We start from the raw sequence: 18,672 nt of genomic DNA, 5'->3' as shown, positions 1-18,672 counted from the left end.
GCGCTACCTCGCGAAGACCGACCAGCCCGTCGCCTCGGTCAGGCGCTCCAGCGCCAGCGTGCCGAGCAGGGAATTGCCGTTGGCGTTGAGGCCGGGCGACCAGACCGCGATCGCGGCCTTGCCCGGCGCGATGGCGAGGATGCCGCCGCCGACGCCGGATTTGCCGGGCAGGCCGACGCGGAAGGCGAAATCGCCGGAGGCGTCGTAATGGCCGCAGGTCAGCATCAGCGCGTTGATGCGCCGCGCCCGTTGCCCCGAGACGACGCGCGGTCCGCGGGGCTCGTAATAGCCGCCATGCATCAGGAAGCGCCCGGCCATGGCGAGCTGGCGGCAGGTCATGGCGATGGCGCATTGGTGGAAATAGACGCCGAGCGTCAGTTCCGGCGGATGGGTGATGTTGCCGAAGGCCTTCATGTAATTGGCCAGCGCGATGTTGCGGAAACCGGTCGCCTGTTCGGCCCGCGCCACCGCCTCGTCGATGATGATCGTGTCGTCATCGGCGAGATAGCGCATGAAGCGCAGCAACTCGCCGATGGCGACGCGCGGCTCGTGACCTGCGAGATTGATATCGGCGACGACGAGGGCGCCGGCATTGATGAAGGGATTGCGCGGCACGCCCTGCTCGCGCTCGAGCTGGACGATCGAGTTGAACGGCGTGCCGGAAGGCTCGCGCCCGACCCGGCGCCAGAGCGTGTCGCCGACCTTGCCGAGCGCCTGGGTCAGGGCGAAGACCTTCGAGACGCTCTGGATCGAGAAGGGCTCCTCGCTGTCGCCGGCGGCATGTATCTCGCCATCGGCCGTCACGACGCAGAGCCCGAACTGGCGGGGATCGATGCGGGCGAGCGGCGGGATATAGCTCGCGACCTCGCCGCGCTCCTCGGCGCCCCGCATCTCCTCGGTGATGTCGCGGACCAGCCGCCCGATATCCGTCACGCGTCCTGCCTCGACCGTTCTCCACCGGCCGCCAGCCAAGCCTCACGCTGCGCCTGCGGTCAAGCGCTCGGCGAAAGCCGTTGCGGCCGAGGCGAAACTGCGATGATCTGAGATTCCGAAGCCCGGAGACCTTCAGAATGCGCCGCGCTGCCGTCGTTTCCGTTGTGCTGGTCGCCGCATTGCCGGCCATGGCCCGCCCGCTCGAACGCGAGCTTCCTCCGCAGCGGGACGCCTGCTGGGAGCGCGCTTACGACGAGGCCCATCTCAGGGCGAACCCGCAGCAGAAGGTCACGAAAATCCGCCTCGTCCACAAACCCGGCAACTGGCAGGCGGAGCCGCATGCGGCGCTCTATGTCGCGCTTTATTTCAACCTGCGCCAGCGCACGACCGCGAACCGCTTCGACTACCAGATCGGTGGCTTCTGCAAGCCGCAGGGCAAGGGCCTGCGCTGCGTGCCGGAATGGGATGCCGGGAGCTGGCGGCTGGAAAGCGGGCCACAGGGCGCGCTCGATATCCGCAATGGCGGGATCACCGCCAACCCCAACCCCTACGATGCCGAGGAGATCGCCGACGGCGCGGTGAAGATCCCGGCGAAGCCCGATGACGGGCTCTGGCGCCTGACGCCGGCGAGCGACGCCTGCGAGATCGAATAGCGCGCCTTACTGCAAGCGCGGATGGCGCCCGCTTGCGGCGCGTGCATCCAGGACGGAGCGCTGCCCGGCGATGACGCAGAGCGACTTGCCGCGCGATTTCGCCTGATAGAGCGCGGCATCGGCCGCCGTCATCAAGCTGTTCATGTCACGGCCATGCTCCGGCGCGAGCGCGATGCCGACGGAGGCGCCGATATTGAGCTGGTGACCGCTGTCAAGCTCGTAGGGTTCCGAGATCTCGCGAACGATGCGCTCGCCGAAGCGCTGAAGCTGGGTCCGCTCGGTCTGCTCGGAGAGAACGACGAATTCGTCCCCGCCGATGCGCGCGGCGATATCGGTGCTGCGGACGAGGCCGCGCAAGCGTTCGGCGACGAGCTGGAGCAGGGCATCTCCGGCCATATGCCCGTAATTGTCGTTGACCGCCTTGAAGCCATCGAGATCGAGATAGACCAGGGCGAGCCCGCGCGGCGCGGTCTCGCTTTCGAAACGGGTCGCGAAGGCCTTGGCCAGGCCCGTGCGGTTCGAGAGCCCGGTCAGCATGTCGTGCCGGGCGTGGAAGGCGTTCTCGCGCTCGGCCCGCATGGTCGAGATCAGCATGGCATTCAGCTTATAGGCCGCGACCGCCATGCTGAAGAGGTAGAACGGGATCTGCATGAAGGTGATCAGCATGATCGGTTCGGAGAGGAAGGGCGCCGCGAGCACGCAGGGGCCCAGCGTCAGGCCGATCATCAGGCCGGCCATGCGCGGCGCCGCGAAATTGCGGAAGCAGATGCCGCCGACCATCGCGGCCGCCGAGAGGCAGGCCAGCGCCGCCGCCACCCAGTCGCCACTGGTCAGGCTGAGGAAGGTGCCAGCGCCGATGCCGGCCGCCCAGGCAACGCCGAGCAGGAGATAGAGATCGGTCGGCGTTGAGGCGCCCCGCGCGGCCCGGCGGCGCGCCACGATCAGGACGACCAAGCGGATGCCGCAGCAGATGACCTCGAAGGCACACCAGAGCATGAAGGGCAGCGTCGGGATGCGCCAGGCGATCAGGAACGACACCGCGAGCGAATTGATGACGCCGCCCGCGAAGATCGGCAGGGTACCGTAGAGGCTGGCGATCAGGGCGACCCGAATCTCGGGCGGGACATCCGGCCCAGCATCCGCCAGCCAGCGCGTCAGGCGCCAACGCGGCAAACTGTAACGGAGGGTTGCGGCAGTCATCGGCTGTTCCAGCTCCTCGCTGGCGAACAGGCAGGTCGGCACCTGATCGCCAGTGCTGCCTAACAGCGAGGTCTTACGATTCGGTGTGGGAAGGCCGGAAATTCGGCGCCCACCGGGATGACGCAGCGGCAACCCTGCCGAAAATCAACGAATCTGGCGATAAACCCAGACGCGTGCCGGCGGGATGTTGCGGAGCACCCAGTCGGACACGAAGGCCTTGAGACCCGAGCCCTTGCGCGGAATCGGCGAGATTACCGAATAAGTGAACTGGATGAAGGGCGCGCCCTCCACGAGCAGCGGGAACGCCTCGCGCGCCAGGGCCGAGCGTGTGGCCGGCGGGCGGTTGAACAGCGGCAGGCTGGAGACCACCGCGATCGCCTTCTCGTGGAGATGGCCGTCGAGCGTCTTCGAGAGGGCATAGGCATCACCCTGCACGATCGTCGCCCGCGGGAAGCGCTTGCTGAGCAATTCGCAGAATTCGGGGCTGTACTCGACGAGGATCAGCCGGCTTTCGTCGATGCCACGCTCGATCAGGGCTTCCGTCACCGGGCCAGTTCCGGGACCGATCTCGATCACCGGGCCGGGCTGCTCGGGGTCGACGAAGGACGCCATCCGCTTGGCGAGCGCCGGGCTCGACGGCGTGACCGAGCCGGTCCGGCGCGGGTCGTCGATCCAGGACTTGATGAATCGCGCCTCGTCGCCCAGCTTCGCCTTGGCCTCGCTGACGCGACTCTTGAATTTCTCGGCGGTGTTGCGGACCTCGCCCTCGACCTTGTAGCGGACCGCCGTCACTTTCAGCTTCGCCTCCGCAACGCGATCGACGAGATCGGCCGCAGTGACGCGCATCTCGCCCTCGATCCGCGTCGCGACGCGGGACTGCCCGAGGCGGACCGCCAGCGAAGTTGCACGCGGTGGGCGATGGCGGATCGTCGAAGACATGACACCCCTTGAACGTCGCGGAGACGACGCGTCTGACACAAATCACGTTACCTGCGCGGCATATGGGGTCAAGAGCCGGCTGTCGCCAAGCCCTTAATCCACATTCGCAGCAAACGGAGCCGTCAGATCAGCGGTCGCGGCGCCGTGATCTGCTCATAGGCCGCAGCCATCCGCGCCGTCAGGCGCGGGTTCAGCAAGGTGATCCGGCCTGCCGCCAGCGAGAACAGACCTTCCCGGCGCAAGCGCGACCAGGTCTTGCTGGTGTGGACGAGCGACAGGCCTAGGGCATCGGCGATCTGCTGCTGCGAGAGCGGAAAGGCGAAGCTGTCATTGGTGACGAGCCCGAGCGCATCGGCCCGGTGATGGAGCGAGATGATCAGCGCCGCGAGGCGCTCGGCCGCGTTGCGCTGCCCGACCGAAGTCAGGTTGTCGTCGACCATGCACTCCTCGCGCGAGCCGAGCCAGGAGATTTCATAGGCCAGCGTCGGCATCCTCTCGAAGAGATCCCAGAGGCGCTTGCGCGGGAAAACGCAGAGCTCGGCATCGGTGAGGGCCTCGATGCCGTGCTCGGCGGCCGCGAGCAACGAGGCCTGCAAGCCGACGAGATCGCCGGGCAGGAGGAAATTCAGGATCTGGCGCCGTCCGTCCGGCAGGGATTTGTAGCGGAAGGCCCAGCCCGAGAAGAGCGTGTAGAGCTCCGCATCCACCTGGCCGGGATGAATGATATCCTGCCCGGCACGTACCAGCCGATGGTCGGTCTTCATGGTCTGGATAAAGCGAATCTCGTCATCGGTCTTGTCCCGGAAGGCAGGCTTGAGCCGCAAGGGACAGGCCAGGCATGGCGTGCCGAGGCGCCCCGGCCGGGTGGCGATATTCATGATTGCACAGATCCCCCGATCGCCGGCAGGGAGCCGGCTTCAAGACAACGCAGCAAGAACGCTTCCCGTTCCGCAACGGCAGGAAAGGTCGACCGCTTCGCAGGCTTTCGGAACCCAAGCCGCATCTGCGGCGTTTTCTCTCCCGAAAGCCGGTCAATCGACCGGTCAGCCCTGGAGACAACCATGCCGAAGCCCAGCCTCGCGCCGGCCATGCGCGCCATCGTCTTCTTCGGCCTGATGGGCACGGCGGTTTCGGCCATGACCCTGGGGGCCGGACTCCAGATGCCTGACGACCAAAGCTCGACCACAGTCGCCGTCGCAAAGGGCGCGAACGAGCGCGGCTATACCGACAGCCTGCAGCTTGCCGCCGTGGACCACGCCGATCGCTCGCGCAGCGCCGCCAAGCGCGCCATCGCCTCGCCGTCGCAGCAGGCGATGGCCGGTGGACCGATCACGCATATCGTTCGGTAAATATCAGCCCATCTACAGGAAACGCGTCGCCATCCGGGAAGTCCGGCATGGCGGCGCGTTTTCTTTATGGGCGCCCCGAGGTTTCAGGAGCCGTGGCCGATCCGCCAGCGGCCAAGGCTGCGGCCTTGAGGTTCCTGCGTCTGCACCGCCTCGATCTGCGTCAGGAGCCCCGCGAAAAGCCGCGGCGGCGCGCTGTGCTGGATCTCGCGGTCGACCGCGAGACCGACCTCGATCGCAGCGGCGTCGACATCGAGGACCTCGATGACGATCCGGACGCCCGGCGTGCCCCGCAGGGCGCGAGAGGCGACGTCCGCCACCAGGAAGCCGAGCGGGATGATGCGATCGACGGAGAGGGTCGCGGCAGTCTCGATCCGGCTCGTGACCCACTGGTCGCGGCTGCGGATCAGGTTCGAGATCATCGTCACGACATCGTCGAGGAAGAGATCGACGCGGACCGGCTGCATCTCACCATCGGCGAGCGTGAAGCGGTACGCAGCCGACAGCACATGCACGCGGCACTCCGCATCGGCCAAAGCCAGCCGCGCCTCGTCGCGATGGTCGCGCTTGCTCAGTCCGATGTAGCTCTGCACGACCTGCAGGCTGTTCTTGACCCGGTGATGCAGCTCGCGGACCAGAAAACGGTTGTCGTCGAGCGCGGTCTGGAGACGACGCTGGCGAACCTCCTGCTCCTCGACCATGCCGTTGAAGGCCTCGGCGACGCTGCGGATATCGCTCGGCATGCCGTCCGCCACCGAAGCCCGCACCCGATTGGTCGAAGTGCGCGACCGGGCGGCCGCCTCGATGCCACGCAGCCAGCGCAGGCAATGCTTCTCGATCGCCCGCATGCAGACGAGGCAGAGCAGGCCGAGCGTGAGGAGCGGGGCGAGCAGCAGCACGATGAATTGCTGCCGGGCAGCCTCGGCCGGACGATCGTCGAAGCTCGCGACGATATAGAAATCCGGCTCGGCAACCATGCGGGCGGCGAAGACGCTGTCCACCCCCGCCCGGCTCAACCCGGACCAGCGTATATGCTTTTCCGGCATCCGCTCCGTCTGCGGCAGCCAGGACAGCTCGCGGTTGTCGCCGCGGCTGGCGATGACGCCGGCATCGCGCCCGATCAGCGCGACGTTCTGGACCTGGCCGTCCTCGCCGAGATCGAAGACGTTTTCGAGCAGCTCGGGAGCGACGAGGAGGAGCGCCTGCTGCAAGCCGCCATTCCCGCCAGGGAGGTCCGATGCGAGGATGGCAAGATAACGCCGCCCGCCAGCGGTGACCTGATCATAGCGAATCCGGCCGAGATCGGCGCCGTTCCACATTGCGACGGCCGCGCGCCCAGCGAGCTGGGCCGCGATACCGTTCAGCGTATCGGTCGTCAGATCCGGATCGACCGCCCCGCTGCAGAGCCGCCCATCCGCCTGCCGCAGGAAGAAGGCGCGGAACCCTCCGGCCCGCTCCATCGCCTTGACACCGGCATCGCGGCAGCCCGGCATATCGAAGCCGAGCTCGCTCGCCGTGGTGCCGAAGGCAAGCAGGGCACGCGACATGCCGCGATACCAGACGCGGGTGCGCACCGCGAAATCATCGACCGCGCGCGCCTGCGCCGCCTCGATCGCGACGATCGCGGCCCGATAGGTCGCATAAGCCGCAAAAGCCGACGCACAGGCGATGGGAATGGCGATCGCGACCAGCAAAGCCAGCAGGCGTGTCCTGACAGTGCTGAAACGCCGCAAACGCATCAGGAGCCAACGGGTTCGGAACCAACTCTCTGCATCGCAGCCGCGTTGGTGCGGCCCGGCCCGAGATCATCGACGCTGCCGATCGAGAGCAACTCGGCGAGTTTCGTGCGGGCGCGATTGACCCGGCTCTTGATCGTGCCGATCGCGACGCCGCAAATCTCCGCCGCCTCCTCATAGGACAGGCCGGTGGCGCCGACCATGATCAGCACTTCGCGCTGCTCTTCCGGAAGCTTCGCCAGCGCCTTGCGGAAATCGGCGAGATCGAGATGGCTTTCCTGGTTGCCATGGGTCGCCATGCGCTCGGCATAAGTGCCCTCGCTGTCCTGCACCTCGCGGCCGCGCTTGCGGTACAGCGAGTAATAGGTGTTGCGCAGGATGGTGAAGAGCCAGGCGCGCAGGCTGGTGCCAGGTTCGAACTTGTCCGAATTGCCCCAGGCCTTCAGCAGCGTGTCCTGAACCAGATCGTCGGCCAGTTGCATGGAGCCGGAGAGCGAGGCGGCAAAAGCTCGCAGATTGGGAATCTCGCGGATCAGCCCGTCCTTGAAATCTTCGGTCCTGCGTTCCTGAGCCAGTGCCTGAATCTGGCCGGCAGGCGCGGTATCACTGGGACTCATCGCGCGACACTCCAGCTGCACGCTGCTCGGTCGCCTCAAGCTGCGCGAGCAGCACGAGAAACTTGTCGGGCACGGGTGCGTTCACGATGTCGTCGTAATGGGCCTTGAGGGAGCGGCCGATGGATTCCTGCACCTTGGGGTCCAGAACCAGATCGAAACCTTCGTCGGGATCGTCCGGCTCAGTCATCGCTGCATCCAACCTGCTCATGTCAGCCCTCGCACCACCGCCGGGCCGGCTTTTCCAGCCGGTCCCGCATCTCGAAATACTACCATCTCTGGTCTTGCCACTTTCCGCCGGCGATGCCGAAGCCACGTCGCGATGGCGACACCAATACGCCTTAATAACAGGCATCCCCCAACAAGGTTCCACGGTTCGGAAAAAATAAATTCCTTGTTTCCAGCGCATCCTAAGTCATTATTCCGGCACGCTAAAAGGGACGCGTTCATGTCGATTGCAAAAGAAATTGCGCCTCATCTTCCATATCTGCGCCGCTTCGCGCGGGCGCTCTGCGGAAGCCAGCCGAGCGGTGACGCCTATGTCGTCGCCATGCTCGAAGCCCTCGTCGCCGACCCCTCGGGATTCCCGCGCGACCTCGATCCGCGCATCGGCCTGTACCGGACCTTCCTGAAGCTCTGGTCCTCGGCCAGCGTCGATGCCGCAGCGCCTGTGATCGAGCTGTCGCGCGCGCCGGCCGAGCGCAATCTTGAGGCGCTCACCCCGCGTCCGCGCCAGGCCTTCCTGCTGCGGACGGTGGAGGGCTTCCCGATCGACGATGTCGCCAAGGTGATGGACATCAGCGCCGCCGAGGCGTCGTCCCTGATCCAGACCGCCGGGCAGGAGATCGCCGAGCAGGTCGCGACCGAGGTGCTGATCATCGAGGACGAGCCGATCATCGCGCTCGACATCGAGACGATGGTCGAGGAGCTCGGCCACAGCGTCACCGGCGTCGCCCGGACGCAGCGAGAGGCGATCGCGCTCGTCGCCAAGAAGCGGCCGGGCCTCGTCCTCGCCGATATCCAGCTCGCCGATGGCAGCTCGGGCCTCGATGCGGTCAACGAGATCCTGTCCTCGATCGACGTGCCGGTGATCTTCATCACCGCCTATCCCGAACGGCTCCTCACCGGAGACCGCCCGGAGCCGGCCTTCCTGATCACCAAGCCGTTCCAGCCGGAGGCCGTGAAGGCCGCGATCAGCCAGGCCCTGTTCTTCGACCGCCGCGCCGGCCGCAAGGCCGCCTGACGCTTCGATTCCATTCGAAGTCGATCAAGGCTCGCGGCTTACCTCCGCGGGCCTTTTTTCTTGCCAATCGGGAACCCGTGCGGAGATGATGCGTTCCGCGTGGAATGACAGTTTCGTTTGCAGTTGGGGAGGGCGTGGATCATGGCGACGACCTGCTTCTCGGCCGCTATCGCGGCACTATCGATCGGAGCTGCATTGTTCACCGGAATCGTGCAACCGGGGGCGCCGAGCGCGGAAATCCTGTCCCTGGCGCTCGCCGGCCTGACCGGCATCACGATCGCCAGCGCCTCTGCCCTGGACAGCTAGCCGGTTCTCCGCCCAGCCTCAGCCCGCCCCAAGCACCGGCGCTCCGCAAATCACGCCGGACCGGGCGGAGCGTTGTGACCACGCTCGCCGCGCTCGGCCTGTGCCTGGTGTCGAGCCTGGGCGTGGCCGCTCCGGTCAACGCGCCGTTCTCCAAGCAGCACCCTCCGCCGCGACCACCCGAATTGCGACCGTCCATGCCGGACGGAGCGGGAAAGGCCGAGCCGCGGAGCTCTGTGCCTGCCCCCGCTGCAGCGCCCGCTCCAACAAGGGCCGAGGGCGCGGTGATACCGGCCGAACAGAGTTCCTGCCTGACGGCGCTTGCCGCCATCCCCGGCAACAAGCTCAAGCCGGCCAACCCTGCCCCGCAGGATCACGATCCGGCCTGTCGGGTCAGCGAGCCGGTCCGTGTCGAGGCTCTCGCCATCAGGGGGCCGGGCGGGGCCGCGACCGTAGCCTTCGAACCGCCGCCCCTGCTGAGCTGCGCCATGGTCCGGACGCTGGCGGATTGGCTCGATCGCAGCGTCCAGCCGCTGGCACGCGGGCATTTCGAGCAGGATCTCGCAGCGTTGCGCGTGGGTGGCGGACATGAATGCCGACGGCGCAACCGGGCCTCGGCCGGGCCGATCAGCGAGCACGCCACCGGCCAGGCGCTGGATATCTTCGCCTTCAAGCTGGGCAGCGCTGAGAATGCATCACAGATCGTGGTGGAGAAGCCGAGCGGCCTGGCTCAGAACCGTTTTCTCGACGCCGTCAGGCAATCGGCCTGCGGCGCCTTCATGACGACGCTGGGGCCCGGTTCGGACGCCGCCCATGCCAATCACCTGCATGTCGACACCCAGGAGCGACGCTCGCGCGCGTCCCGCTTCTGTCAGTAGGGAGCAATCAGCGTTAGTGGGAGCGATCTGCCGGATCGAAGCGCAGCAGGAAGCCCTGCTCGTCACCGGACCAGGCGAGGTCGCCGACCAGCCGGGGTCCGTTGCGGCGCGCCGCCATCACGGCCAGCGCGGCGGCCTGATCGAGTCCCGTGGCGACGAGATCCTCGAGCTCCCAGAATGGCGGCAGCGCCATCACGAGATCGGGATCGATTATTGTTGGGGTTTCCCCAAGAGGACGACTCACGGACATCGACATTCCCATGCCAAGATGAAAAGCCAACGCTACAAACTCCTCCCGGTTCCCTAACGCGGAACTGTGGGTTTCTTGGGGCGTTCGTCCCGCCAGTTCACGAGGAGCATTCGCGATGAGCCGAGGGCATCACCGAGCCTGTCTAACCGCCCTTGCCCTCGCCGGCGTCCTAGGAATGCATGAGCCTGCCGCGGCGCAGAGCGGCGGCCCTCCGACAGGGCGGCTATCCTGCACCGTCGGCACCAATTTCAACGCCATCGCCAAGTCGCAGCGCCCGACCGACTGCCGCTTCAGGCCGCGTCGCGGGCCGATGCAGCAATATACCGGGATCGTCAGGAGCTTCAGCCTGGACCTCGGCGCTGTCCGGACAGCGACCATGGTCTGGCGCGTCTATGGTCCCTATGCGCGGGCGCCGCTGGGCGCGCTGGGCGGGTCCTACAAGAGCGGCAGCACGAGCGCTCCCTCCACCCCCGGCAACGCGCTGTCCGGCGGCAAGGACAATGAAGCGACCCTGCTGCCGCTGCCGCTCCAGGGCAATCGCGGCATCAATGTCGCGATCGGCGTCACCGCGCTCGAATTGACGCTCGTCGAACCCGGCCGGCGGCGCTGACGCGCCGAACGGGAGGCAAGATTACCTTTTGCTAACCTTGACCGCTCAAAATCGACTCAAATCCTAAGCTTTCCGCCATGCTGGGGCGCCAGAGCAGGAACATCGCCAATCCTGTCACGTTGAGATCGCGTAACAGAGATTGCAGTGAGTGAGAGAGCCGGTCGATGGCTGATATCCGCGTACTCATCGTCGAGGATGACCCGTTCATCGCGATGGACATCGAAAGCGCCGTGGCCGACCAGCTCGGCGACGGGGTCGAGCTGATCGTGGTCGAATCCGTGGCCGAAGCGCGGCGGATGACGACGAAGCAACTTGCCTGCGCCCTGCTCGACATCGACGTGGTCGGCGGCAAGACCTTCGATGTCGCAAGCGCCCTCCAGGAAACCGGAACGCCCTTCGCCTTCGTCTCGGGATCGGCTCCGCATGAGGTGCCGGTGACGCTGCGCGGCGTGCGCTTCCTGCGCAAGCCGTTCTCCACGCGCGAGGTCGCGGCCTTCGTCAAAAGCGCCATCGGCGCGTCGGCCGTGAAGACGGCCCAGGTCTGAATTCGCGGCTTCAGGCCGAAGCCGGCAGCGCTTCCCGCTTCGGAAAGACGATCGTCACCCGCGTGCCCGGACGCCCGGCCTCCCCGGGACGAACCGGCTCGGAGGTCATCACCGCCCGCATGCTGCGCAGCAGGCTCGCGATCACGGTCTGGCCGAGGCCCTTGCTCGCCGCCTCCGCGGGCATGCCGACGCCGTCATCCTCGATCGACATCGACAGAGCCGGCTCGCCCTCGTAATCCGCCGGCGCGAAGCGGATGGCGATCCGCCCCGCCATGCCATCGGGGAAGGCGTGCTTGATCGCGTTGGTGACGAGCTCGTTCACGATGACCACGAAAGACACGGCGTCGCGGCCGGGGAGACGGATCGCCTCCATGTCGAGATCGATCCGGATCGGCCGGCCCTCGGCCGCCTTGCCGATCTCGGCGAGCAGGTCCTCCATATAGGGCCGCGCATCGATCTCGTCGGTCTCTATGTCGAGGCGCAGCCGCCTCTGGCCGGCCGCGATCGCCTGGATGCGCGACTGCGCCTGCGCCAGCGCCGCCTTGACCGCCGGCTCGCGGGCCTGACGGCTCTGCACGTTGAGCAGCGCCGAGACCATGGCGAGGTTGTTGCCGACCCGGTGATTGACGTCCCGCAGCAAGGCCTCGATGCGCAGGCGCTCGCTTTCGAGCTGGCGTGTACGCTCGCCCACGATCTGCTCGAGCTCGGCATTGCTGATCGCCAGCGCATTGCTGCGGCGCTGGCGGCGGCGCAATTGCTGCCAGGCGGCGAAGGCAAGGCCAGCAAGCGCGATGACGATGCCGGTGCTGCCCCAGAGGCGGCGGCGCTCCTCCCGGCTGTAGAGCGACCTCAGCCGGATGTTCTCGCTCTGCTGGATCGCCTGGACGGTGTCGCGCAACTGATCCATCGCGGCGATGCCGCTCTCGCTGCGGACGAGAGCCAACGCTTCGGCCCGGCGGCCGGCCCGCTCCAGCGAAATCGTTCGATCAAGCTCCGCGAACTTGGCGCCCATCGCCGCACGCAGTGCCGCGACACGTTCCTTCTGGACGGGGTCGGCGTCGACGAGAGCAGCCAGGATGTCGAGTTCGGGCCCTGCCGCAGCCCGTCCTTCCGTGAACGGTTCGAGATAGGCGGCCTCGCCGGTCAGCAGGAAGCCGCGCTGCCCGGTTTCGGCATCGCGCATCCGGCCGAGGAAACGTTCGGCCCGCTCGCGGATCTCGATCGCATGGGACACGCGGTCCGCCGTCTGCCGCGCCTGCTGGTTGATCCAGGCGGCAAGCACGACTGCGACCGCGACCACCCCGATCGCGATGATCGTGGTGGTCGCCGAGCGAAGACGCGAGCCGAAGACCGGAAAAACCGGCATCGGGAAGCGGTTGCGAGGCCTCACCTGAGCAGACATGCAGGTCTTGTTAAGGGACGCATGACGACATCCCTATGTAAAAAGACATGCCTCGTAAATGCCGCCATTTGGCACGGAATCAGGCTTCCCCATCGTCATCCGAACCGCCCGCGACGATCTGGCGACCCAGAATCGCGCCCAATACGACGATGCCGCCGGCCACCGCCATGCGCCAGCTCAAGCGCGAGCCGATGAGCTTTGCCGCCAGCGGCGCGGCCGCCAGAGCCGCGGTCGCGGCCGGGCGCGGCGGCCGACGGCGGTTCTTGACGATGACGGCCATGCCGAGCGCCAGCAGGCCAGCAAGGAACAGGCCGCCGGCGATCCAGAGGCTCGCGGCGACGGCGCCGTAGCGCAGCACCAGCACGGTATGCAGGGCGTTCAGCGCATAGCCGCCGGCGCACAGCATCAGCAAGGCTGCGAGGCCGAACAGGCCGTAGACCGTGACATTGCGCCTCACCACCCCGGAAACCTCCGAGGAGATGAACGATCCGATCCCCCCGAACATGATCAGCGCGCCGACAGGAAGCCGACGAAGAGGCCGACCGCCGCCGCGATGCCGAGCGCACGCAAAGGCCGCTCGCGGATCTCATCCTCGATCAACTGCTGCAGTTCGGTGGCCTGCTCCTTGGCGACATCGACCATCTTGTCGGTGTCGACGCCGACGGCGCGCAGGCGCTCGCTGACGGTGGCCGCGATATCCTCGGCGCTGCGGGTCAGCGTGTCCTCCAGCGCGCTCGCCTGACGCTTGGCACGGGCGCCGGCCTGGCGGGCCTCGGCTGCGACATCCTCGGCGCCGGCCTCGACCTCGGCCTTGGCGCGCTTGGCAGCGGCGGCAACCTGACGTTTCGCGGATGTCGTGGTGGCCATGACGGTAAGATCCTGTCGCTGATGGAAGTGAGATGGTGGGGAGGAGGCGCCGTGGCCGCAAGGGCCACCGCTCGATCGGGCAACGCGCGCGCCGAGATTCTGTTCCGGAAACGCCGCTCAGGCGGCCTCGGCCGCGGCGGGCTTTTCGGCCTCTTCGGCTTCCGCCTTGGCTTTCTCACGGCGATAGCGCCCAAATTCCTCCTGCGCCACCATGGCGACGATGACGATCGGCGTCGAAAGCACCGCGCCGACTGGCCCCCAGAGCCAAAGCCAGAAGATGAAGGAGATGAAGACGAGGAAAGGCGAGATCGTCAATCGGTTGCCGACGAAGACCGGCGTGACCGCATTGCCCTCGATCAGGTGCAGGACGTAATAGGCCGTCGCCGGCCAGAGCGCGGAGAGGATCGAGGGCGCATCGAGCAGGGCACCGGCCAGGAGCAGGATCGCGACGATGATCGGGCCGATGAAGGCGAGATAATTGAGCAGGAAGGCGAGCGCGCCCCAGAACACCGGGAAGGGCAGGCCGGCAAGCCAGGCGATCGTCATGGTGAGGACGCCCATGCCGAGGTTGATCGTGGTCACCAGCGCAAAATAACGGGCGACCCGCGCCTCGATCTCCTCGAAGAAGGAGCCGGCCGAGCGGCGCGCGCCCCGCCCCAGACAGAGCCTGAGAACCCGCGCCTTGAGATGGCGCCGCGTCGCCAACCAGAAATAGACCGTGGCGACGAAGATCAGCATGCCGCCCGCCGCCGCGGACGAGGTCAACGCGATATCGAAGAGCGGGTTGCCCTGCGAAACGCTGAGCTCGGCGCCCTTGCCGGTGATCGAGGCGATGCCGCGCTTGAACTCGTCCATGAAGGCGAAGACGCCAGCGAGCTTGCCTTGCAGGGCCGCCATCATTGCCGGCGCCTGGTCGCTCCAGCCGGCGACCGGCACGGCGAGGATCGCGACCGCGCCGAAGAGCAGACCGATGAAGAGCAGAACGACGAGCGCGGCGGCCGCATGCTGCGGCACCCGGTGGCGCGCCAGCAGGTCGACCAGAGGCCCCAGCACGAGTCCGAAGATGACGCCCGCCATGACAGGCATGGCGATGACCTTGGTCAGCGCCAGCGAGGCCGTGGCCAGGATGACGAAGATGCCGACGATGGCATAGCGGACGATGAGGTCGTGCTCATGGGCCGTGACCTCGGCGCTTTCCTCCGCCGGTTCCGGCTCCGCCATGTAGCGCGGGAACGGCCGCCAGGCCGATGAACTGAGCATGGGATGCTTCCAACGCGCGAACCGCGCCCCCCTTGGCGCGTCGGAGGGATCAACGCCGGAAGGATCGGCCGGGTTCCGGCCGGCCGGAGGCGCTCAGTGAGCCTCGTCCCAGTTGCCGGCGGCGCGGGCCTCGACCGCGAGCGGCACGCGCAACTGCACGGCCGGATGCGGCGCCTCGACCATCACCTTATCGATGATCGGCAGGGTCTTCTCGACCTCGGCCTCCGGCACCTCGAAGACGAGCTCGTCATGGACCTGCAGGAGCATGCGGGCATTGAGCCGGTTCGCGGCCAGCGCCGAGTCCATGCGGGTCATCGCCCGGCGGATGATGTCGGCGGCCGAACCCTGGATCGGGGCGTTGATCGCCTGGCGTTCGACAAAGGCCCGCTCGGACGGGTTCTTCGAGGCGACCGCCGGGAAGTGGCAGACGCGGCCGAAGATCGTGGTGACCTGGCCATGGGCGCGGACATGGGTCTTGGTCTGGTCCATGTAGTCGCGAATGCCGGGGAAGCGCTCGAAATATTTGCGGATATAGGCGCTCGCCTCCTCGCGGCCGATACCGAGCTGGTTGGCGAGGCCGAAGGCCGAAATGCCATAGATGATGCCGAAATTGATCGCCTTGGCGCGGCGGCGCACTTCGCTCGGCATGCCCTCCACGGGCACGCTGAACATCTCGGACGCCGTCATCGCGTGGATATCGATGCCATCCTCAAAAGCCTGCCGGAGCTGCGGAATCTCGGCGATATGGGCGAGCAGGCGCAGTTCGATCTGGCTGTAATCGGCCGAGACGAGCTTGTAGCCCTTCTCGGGCACGAAGGCGGTGCGGATCTTGCGACCGGCCTCGGTGCGGATCGGAATGTTCTGCAGGTTCGGCTCCGACGAGGAGAGCCGGCCCGTCGTCGTCGCCGCCAGCGCATAGGAGGTGTGGACCCGGTTGGTCTGCGGATTCACATAGCCCGGCAGCGAGTCGGTATAGGTCGATTTCAGCTTGGCGAGCTGGCGCCATTCCAGGATTTTCGAGGGCAGCGCGTGGCCCTGCTCGGCGAGCTCTTCCAGCACGCCGGCGCCGGTCGCCCATTGGCCGGTCGCGGTCTTCTTGGCGCCCTCCAACCCCATCTTGCCGAACAGGATGTCGCCGAGCTGCTTGGGGCTGCCGATGGTGAATTTCTCGCCGGCAAGCTCGTAGATCTCGTCCTCCAGCCGGGCGAGCCCCTGCGCGAAATCGCCGGAGAGACGGGAAAGGATCTGCCGATCGATGGCGATGCCGCGGCGCTCCATCTTGGCGAGGACCTCGACCATCGGCCGCTCCAGCACCTCGTAGACCGCCGTCTTCTTCTCGGCGGCGAGGCGCGGTTTCAGCGCGAGCCAGAGCCGGAGCGTGACATCGGCATCCTCGGCGGCGTAGTCGGTCGCCCGGTCGAGCGGCACCTTGTCGAAGGTGACCTGCGACTTGCCGGTGCCGGCGACCTGCGCATACGGAATCGTCTCGTGGCCGAGATGCAGTTCCGAGAGCTTGTCCATGCCGTGGCTGTTGGTGCCGGCATCGAGCGCATAGGAGATCAGCATCGTGTCCTCGATCCCGGACACGGCAAGGCCGTGACGCTCCAGGATGAGCAGGTCGTATTTCAGGTTCTGGCCGATCTTGAGCACGCCGGCATCGGCGAGCAGCGGCTTCAGGGCCGCCACCGCCTGCGCCAGCGGAATCTGGCCTTCGAGCAGGCCTTCGTCGAAGAGCCCGCCATCGCCGCCGCGGTGCTGGAGCGGGATATAGCAGGCGCGGCCCGGCGCAACCGCAAGCGAGACGCCGATCAGATCGGCCTGCATCGCGTCGAGCGAGTTGGTCTCGGTATCGAGCGCGACATGGCCGGCTTCATAGGCCCAGCCGATCCAGCGTTCGAGATCGGCGAGCGTGCGCACGCATTCATATTTCGAGCGGTCGATCTTGCCAGCGATCGCCTCGTTCTTGCGGGCGGCGGCGAGATCGGCCGGCTTCAGCCAGCCGTCTTCGCCACCGGGGGCGGCTGAGGCAGCGGCGGCAGGCGCAACCGGAGCGGAGCCGGAGACCGCACCCTCCATCGCATCCGCGCCGGCATAGAGCGCCTTGAGCTCGGCCGCCCGGGCGCCCCCCGGAGCCAGGGCCGGGTCGGCATCGACGGCGCCGACATCGGCCTCATAGGCCTCGGCGACCCGCTTGGTGATGGTGGTGAACTCCATCGCCTTGAGGAAGGCGATGAGCCTGGCCGGATCGGGCTGCTCCAGCGTCAGGTTTTCCAGTGGCGTCTCGACCTTCACGTCGTCGACGAGGCTGACGAGCTTGTGGGAGATGCGGACCTTCTCGATCACCTCGGGATTGGTCAGCGTCTCCCGTCGCTTCGGCTGCTTGATCTCGCCGGCCCGCGCAAGCAGGGTTTCGAGATCGCCATATTCGCCGATGAGCTGGGCGGCCGTCTTGATGCCGATGCCCGGCGCGCCCGGCACGTTATCGGTGGCATCGCCCGCAAGCGCCTGCACGTCGGTGACCTTGTCCGGCATGACGCCGAAATACTCGACGACCTCGGGCTCGCCGATGCGGCGTTCGGCGCGGAAGCCGGCGCCCTTCTTCTGGTCGCCGGAGGCGGGATCGTACATGGCGACGCCCGGCTTCACGAGCTGCATCAGGTCCTTGTCGGCGGAGACGATCAGCACGTCGGCGCCGGCCTCGCGGGCCTGCTTGGCATAGGTCGCGATCAGGTCGTCGGCCTCGTAGACATCCTGCTCGACCGGGATCAGGCCGAAGGCGCGCACTGCCTCGCGCATCAGCGGGAACTGGGGGATGAGATCGGCCGGCGGCTCGGAGCGGTTCCCCTTGTAGGCCGGGTAGATCGCCTTGCGGAACGAATTCTCCGACTTGTCGAAGACGATGGCGAGATGGGTCGGCCGGACGCCGAGCACGCCCTCGCGCACGAACTGGAACAGCTTGGTCGCGAAGAGCCGGACCGCGCCGGAGGGCAAGCCGTCCGAGCGGGCATTGTATTTCCGGTCCTGGTTGATCGACTGGAAATAGGCCCGGAAAATGAAATTCGAGCCGTCGACCAGGAAGAGATGGTCGCCGGGCTTCAGGGCGGGGGCGGTGGTGGCTTTCTCGCTCATGGCGCGGACCATAAGCGGGCCGGCGCAACGGGTCCATTGCATCCGGCCCGCGATTCGCAGCAAGCTGGCCAAAATGCGTCAGGAGCGAAGTGCCTGTGAGTCCCTATGTCACCATGCCCCTCGTATTCGAGGGTGTCCCGGAAGCGGAGATGCAGGGCCGGGCGGAAGCCTTCCTCGCCCGCATGCGCAAGCGCCGCACCGTGCGCGAGTTCTCGGACAGGCCGGTGCCGCGGGAACTGATCGAGACGGCGGTGCGCGTCGCCGGCACGGCGCCGTCCGGCGCCAACCAGCAACCCTGGAGCTTCGTCTGCATCTGCGACCCCCAGCGCAAGAAGCTGATCCGCGAGGGCGCGGAAGAGGAAGAGCGCGCCTTCTATGCCGGCCGCGCCGGCGAGGAATGGCTGGACGCGCTCGCCCATCTCGGCACGGATGACCAGAAGCCCTTCCTGGAGACCGCCCCCTGGCTGATCGCGATCTTCGCGCAGCGCTGGGGCGTCGATGCCGAGGGCAATCGGATCAAGCACTATTACGTGCCGGAATCGGTGGGCATCGCGACCGGATTCCTGATCGCGGCGCTGCATGATGCCGGGCTGGCGACGCTGACGCATACGCCGGCCCCGATGAACTTCCTCAACGAGCTGTGCGGGCGGCCCGACAACGAGAAGGCGCTGATCCTGCTCGTCGTCGGCTATCCCAACGAGGATTGCCGCGTTCCCGCCATCGGCAAGAAGCCGCTGGAGGAGATCGCGACCTTCCTGTGATCC

General features: G+C 67.0%; 21 protein-coding genes. 8 read left to right on the top strand and 13 right to left on the bottom strand.

Annotated elements, in window-relative coordinates; translation table 11 throughout:
* Positions 1-3: 3 nt before the first annotated feature.
* The gene (locus Q9235_RS12810; protein ID WP_422678371.1) at positions 4-891 is read right to left on the bottom strand and encodes a glutaminase; all 888 of its coding nucleotides are present in this window, start codon (positions 889-891) and stop codon (positions 4-6) included.
* Positions 892-1,070: 179 nt separating this feature from the next.
* On the opposite strand from Q9235_RS12810, the gene Q9235_RS12805 reads away from it, so the two are divergent.
* Complete coding sequence (locus Q9235_RS12805) at positions 1,071-1,586, top strand: hypothetical protein (protein ID WP_306227840.1); 516 nt, start codon at positions 1,071-1,073, stop codon at positions 1,584-1,586.
* Positions 1,587-1,592: 6 nt separating this feature from the next.
* On the opposite strand, the gene Q9235_RS12800 is transcribed toward Q9235_RS12805, so the two are convergent.
* From Q9235_RS12800 to Q9235_RS12790, 3 genes are all read right to left on the bottom strand, one after another.
* Positions 1,593-2,786: a GGDEF domain-containing protein gene (locus Q9235_RS12800; protein ID WP_306227838.1), complete on the bottom strand. Its 1,194-nt coding sequence runs from the start codon at positions 2,784-2,786 to the stop codon at positions 1,593-1,595.
* Between the two features lie 144 nt (positions 2,787-2,930).
* Entirely contained in the window at positions 2,931-3,725 is a 795-nt protein-coding gene (locus tag Q9235_RS12795; RefSeq protein ID WP_306227835.1) for a class I SAM-dependent methyltransferase, read from the bottom strand.
* Between the two features lie 122 nt (positions 3,726-3,847).
* Positions 3,848-4,603, bottom strand: a complete 756-nt coding sequence (locus tag Q9235_RS12790) for a Crp/Fnr family transcriptional regulator (protein ID WP_306227833.1) — start codon at positions 4,601-4,603, stop codon at positions 3,848-3,850.
* Positions 4,604-4,786: 183 nt separating this feature from the next.
* On the opposite strand from Q9235_RS12790, the gene Q9235_RS12785 reads away from it, so the two are divergent.
* Positions 4,787-5,074 carry a hypothetical protein gene (locus Q9235_RS12785; protein WP_306227830.1) on the top strand — a complete coding sequence of 96 codons (288 nt, stop codon included), beginning with the start codon at positions 4,787-4,789 and terminating at the stop codon, positions 5,072-5,074.
* 83 nt (positions 5,075-5,157) lie between these two features.
* Here Q9235_RS12785 and Q9235_RS12780 read toward each other — a convergent pair whose 3' ends face one another.
* The 3 genes from Q9235_RS12780 to Q9235_RS12770 are packed head-to-tail and all read right to left on the bottom strand — an operon-like array spanning position 5,158 to position 7,611.
* Entirely contained in the window at positions 5,158-6,810 is a 1,653-nt protein-coding gene (locus Q9235_RS12780) for a histidine kinase dimerization/phosphoacceptor domain -containing protein (protein ID WP_306227828.1), read from the bottom strand.
* Positions 6,810-7,424, bottom strand: coding sequence for a sigma-70 family RNA polymerase sigma factor (locus tag Q9235_RS12775; RefSeq protein WP_306227825.1), 615 nt, complete (start codon positions 7,422-7,424; stop codon positions 6,810-6,812). The genes Q9235_RS12780 and Q9235_RS12775 overlap by 1 nt, the downstream gene beginning before the upstream one ends.
* A complete protein-coding gene (locus Q9235_RS12770) occupies positions 7,411-7,611 on the bottom strand; it encodes a NepR family anti-sigma factor (RefSeq protein ID WP_306227823.1) in 201 nt (66 codons plus the stop codon). The genes Q9235_RS12775 and Q9235_RS12770 overlap by 14 nt, the downstream gene beginning before the upstream one ends.
* A gap of 258 nt (positions 7,612-7,869) precedes the next feature.
* Here Q9235_RS12770 and Q9235_RS12765 point away from each other — a divergent pair, with 258 nt between their 5' ends.
* From Q9235_RS12765 to Q9235_RS12755, 3 genes are all read left to right on the top strand, one after another.
* Entirely contained in the window at positions 7,870-8,664 is a 795-nt protein-coding gene (locus tag Q9235_RS12765; protein WP_306227820.1) for a response regulator, read from the top strand.
* 141 nt (positions 8,665-8,805) lie between these two features.
* Positions 8,806-8,970, top strand: coding sequence for a hypothetical protein (locus tag Q9235_RS12760; RefSeq protein ID WP_162260137.1), 165 nt, complete (start codon positions 8,806-8,808; stop codon positions 8,968-8,970).
* A gap of 281 nt (positions 8,971-9,251) precedes the next feature.
* Positions 9,252-9,845, top strand: a complete 594-nt coding sequence (locus Q9235_RS12755; protein ID WP_306227816.1) for an extensin-like domain-containing protein — start codon at positions 9,252-9,254, stop codon at positions 9,843-9,845.
* Positions 9,846-9,858: 13 nt separating this feature from the next.
* Here the strand turns inward: Q9235_RS12755 and Q9235_RS12750 are convergent, their stop codons facing one another.
* A complete protein-coding gene (locus Q9235_RS12750) occupies positions 9,859-10,089 on the bottom strand; it encodes a hypothetical protein (protein WP_306227813.1) in 231 nt (76 codons plus the stop codon).
* A 181-nt stretch (positions 10,090-10,270) separates the two neighbouring features.
* Between Q9235_RS12750 and Q9235_RS12745 the strand changes: the two genes are divergently transcribed.
* Together Q9235_RS12745 and Q9235_RS12740 are read left to right on the top strand one after the other, a co-directional pair.
* The gene (locus tag Q9235_RS12745; RefSeq protein ID WP_306227810.1) at positions 10,271-10,705 is read left to right on the top strand and encodes a DUF992 domain-containing protein; all 435 of its coding nucleotides are present in this window, start codon (positions 10,271-10,273) and stop codon (positions 10,703-10,705) included.
* Between the two features lie 164 nt (positions 10,706-10,869).
* Positions 10,870-11,250 (top strand): response regulator, encoded by a 381-nt coding sequence (locus Q9235_RS12740; RefSeq protein ID WP_306227808.1) that lies wholly within the window; start codon positions 10,870-10,872, stop codon positions 11,248-11,250.
* 10 nt (positions 11,251-11,260) lie between these two features.
* On the opposite strand, the gene Q9235_RS12735 is transcribed toward Q9235_RS12740, so the two are convergent.
* The 5 genes from Q9235_RS12735 to polA form a co-directional block, all read right to left on the bottom strand.
* Positions 11,261-12,652, bottom strand: coding sequence for a sensor histidine kinase (locus Q9235_RS12735; RefSeq protein ID WP_306227805.1), 1,392 nt, complete (start codon positions 12,650-12,652; stop codon positions 11,261-11,263).
* 79 nt (positions 12,653-12,731) lie between these two features.
* The gene (locus Q9235_RS12730) at positions 12,732-13,157 is read right to left on the bottom strand and encodes a hypothetical protein (protein WP_306227803.1); all 426 of its coding nucleotides are present in this window, start codon (positions 13,155-13,157) and stop codon (positions 12,732-12,734) included.
* 2 nt (positions 13,158-13,159) lie between these two features.
* Positions 13,160-13,519, bottom strand: a complete 360-nt coding sequence (locus Q9235_RS12725; protein ID WP_306227800.1) for a DUF883 C-terminal domain-containing protein — start codon at positions 13,517-13,519, stop codon at positions 13,160-13,162.
* A gap of 117 nt (positions 13,520-13,636) precedes the next feature.
* The gene (locus Q9235_RS12720; RefSeq protein ID WP_306227797.1) at positions 13,637-14,779 is read right to left on the bottom strand and encodes an AI-2E family transporter; all 1,143 of its coding nucleotides are present in this window, start codon (positions 14,777-14,779) and stop codon (positions 13,637-13,639) included.
* 93 nt (positions 14,780-14,872) lie between these two features.
* Complete coding sequence (gene polA, locus Q9235_RS12715) at positions 14,873-17,908, bottom strand: DNA polymerase I (RefSeq protein ID WP_306227795.1); 3,036 nt, start codon at positions 17,906-17,908, stop codon at positions 14,873-14,875.
* Between the two features lie 95 nt (positions 17,909-18,003).
* On the opposite strand from polA, the gene Q9235_RS12710 reads away from it, so the two are divergent.
* On the top strand, positions 18,004-18,669 hold the full coding sequence (locus tag Q9235_RS12710) for a nitroreductase family protein (protein ID WP_465248468.1): 666 nt from the start codon (positions 18,004-18,006) through the stop codon (positions 18,667-18,669).
* Positions 18,670-18,672: the final 3 nt, after the last annotated feature.

The organism is Bosea beijingensis, from assembly GCF_030758975.1.
In the GTDB taxonomy this organism is placed as follows: domain Bacteria; phylum Pseudomonadota; class Alphaproteobacteria; order Rhizobiales; family Beijerinckiaceae; genus Allobosea; species Allobosea beijingensis.
This window is presented reverse-complemented; position numbering and strand designations above follow the sequence as displayed.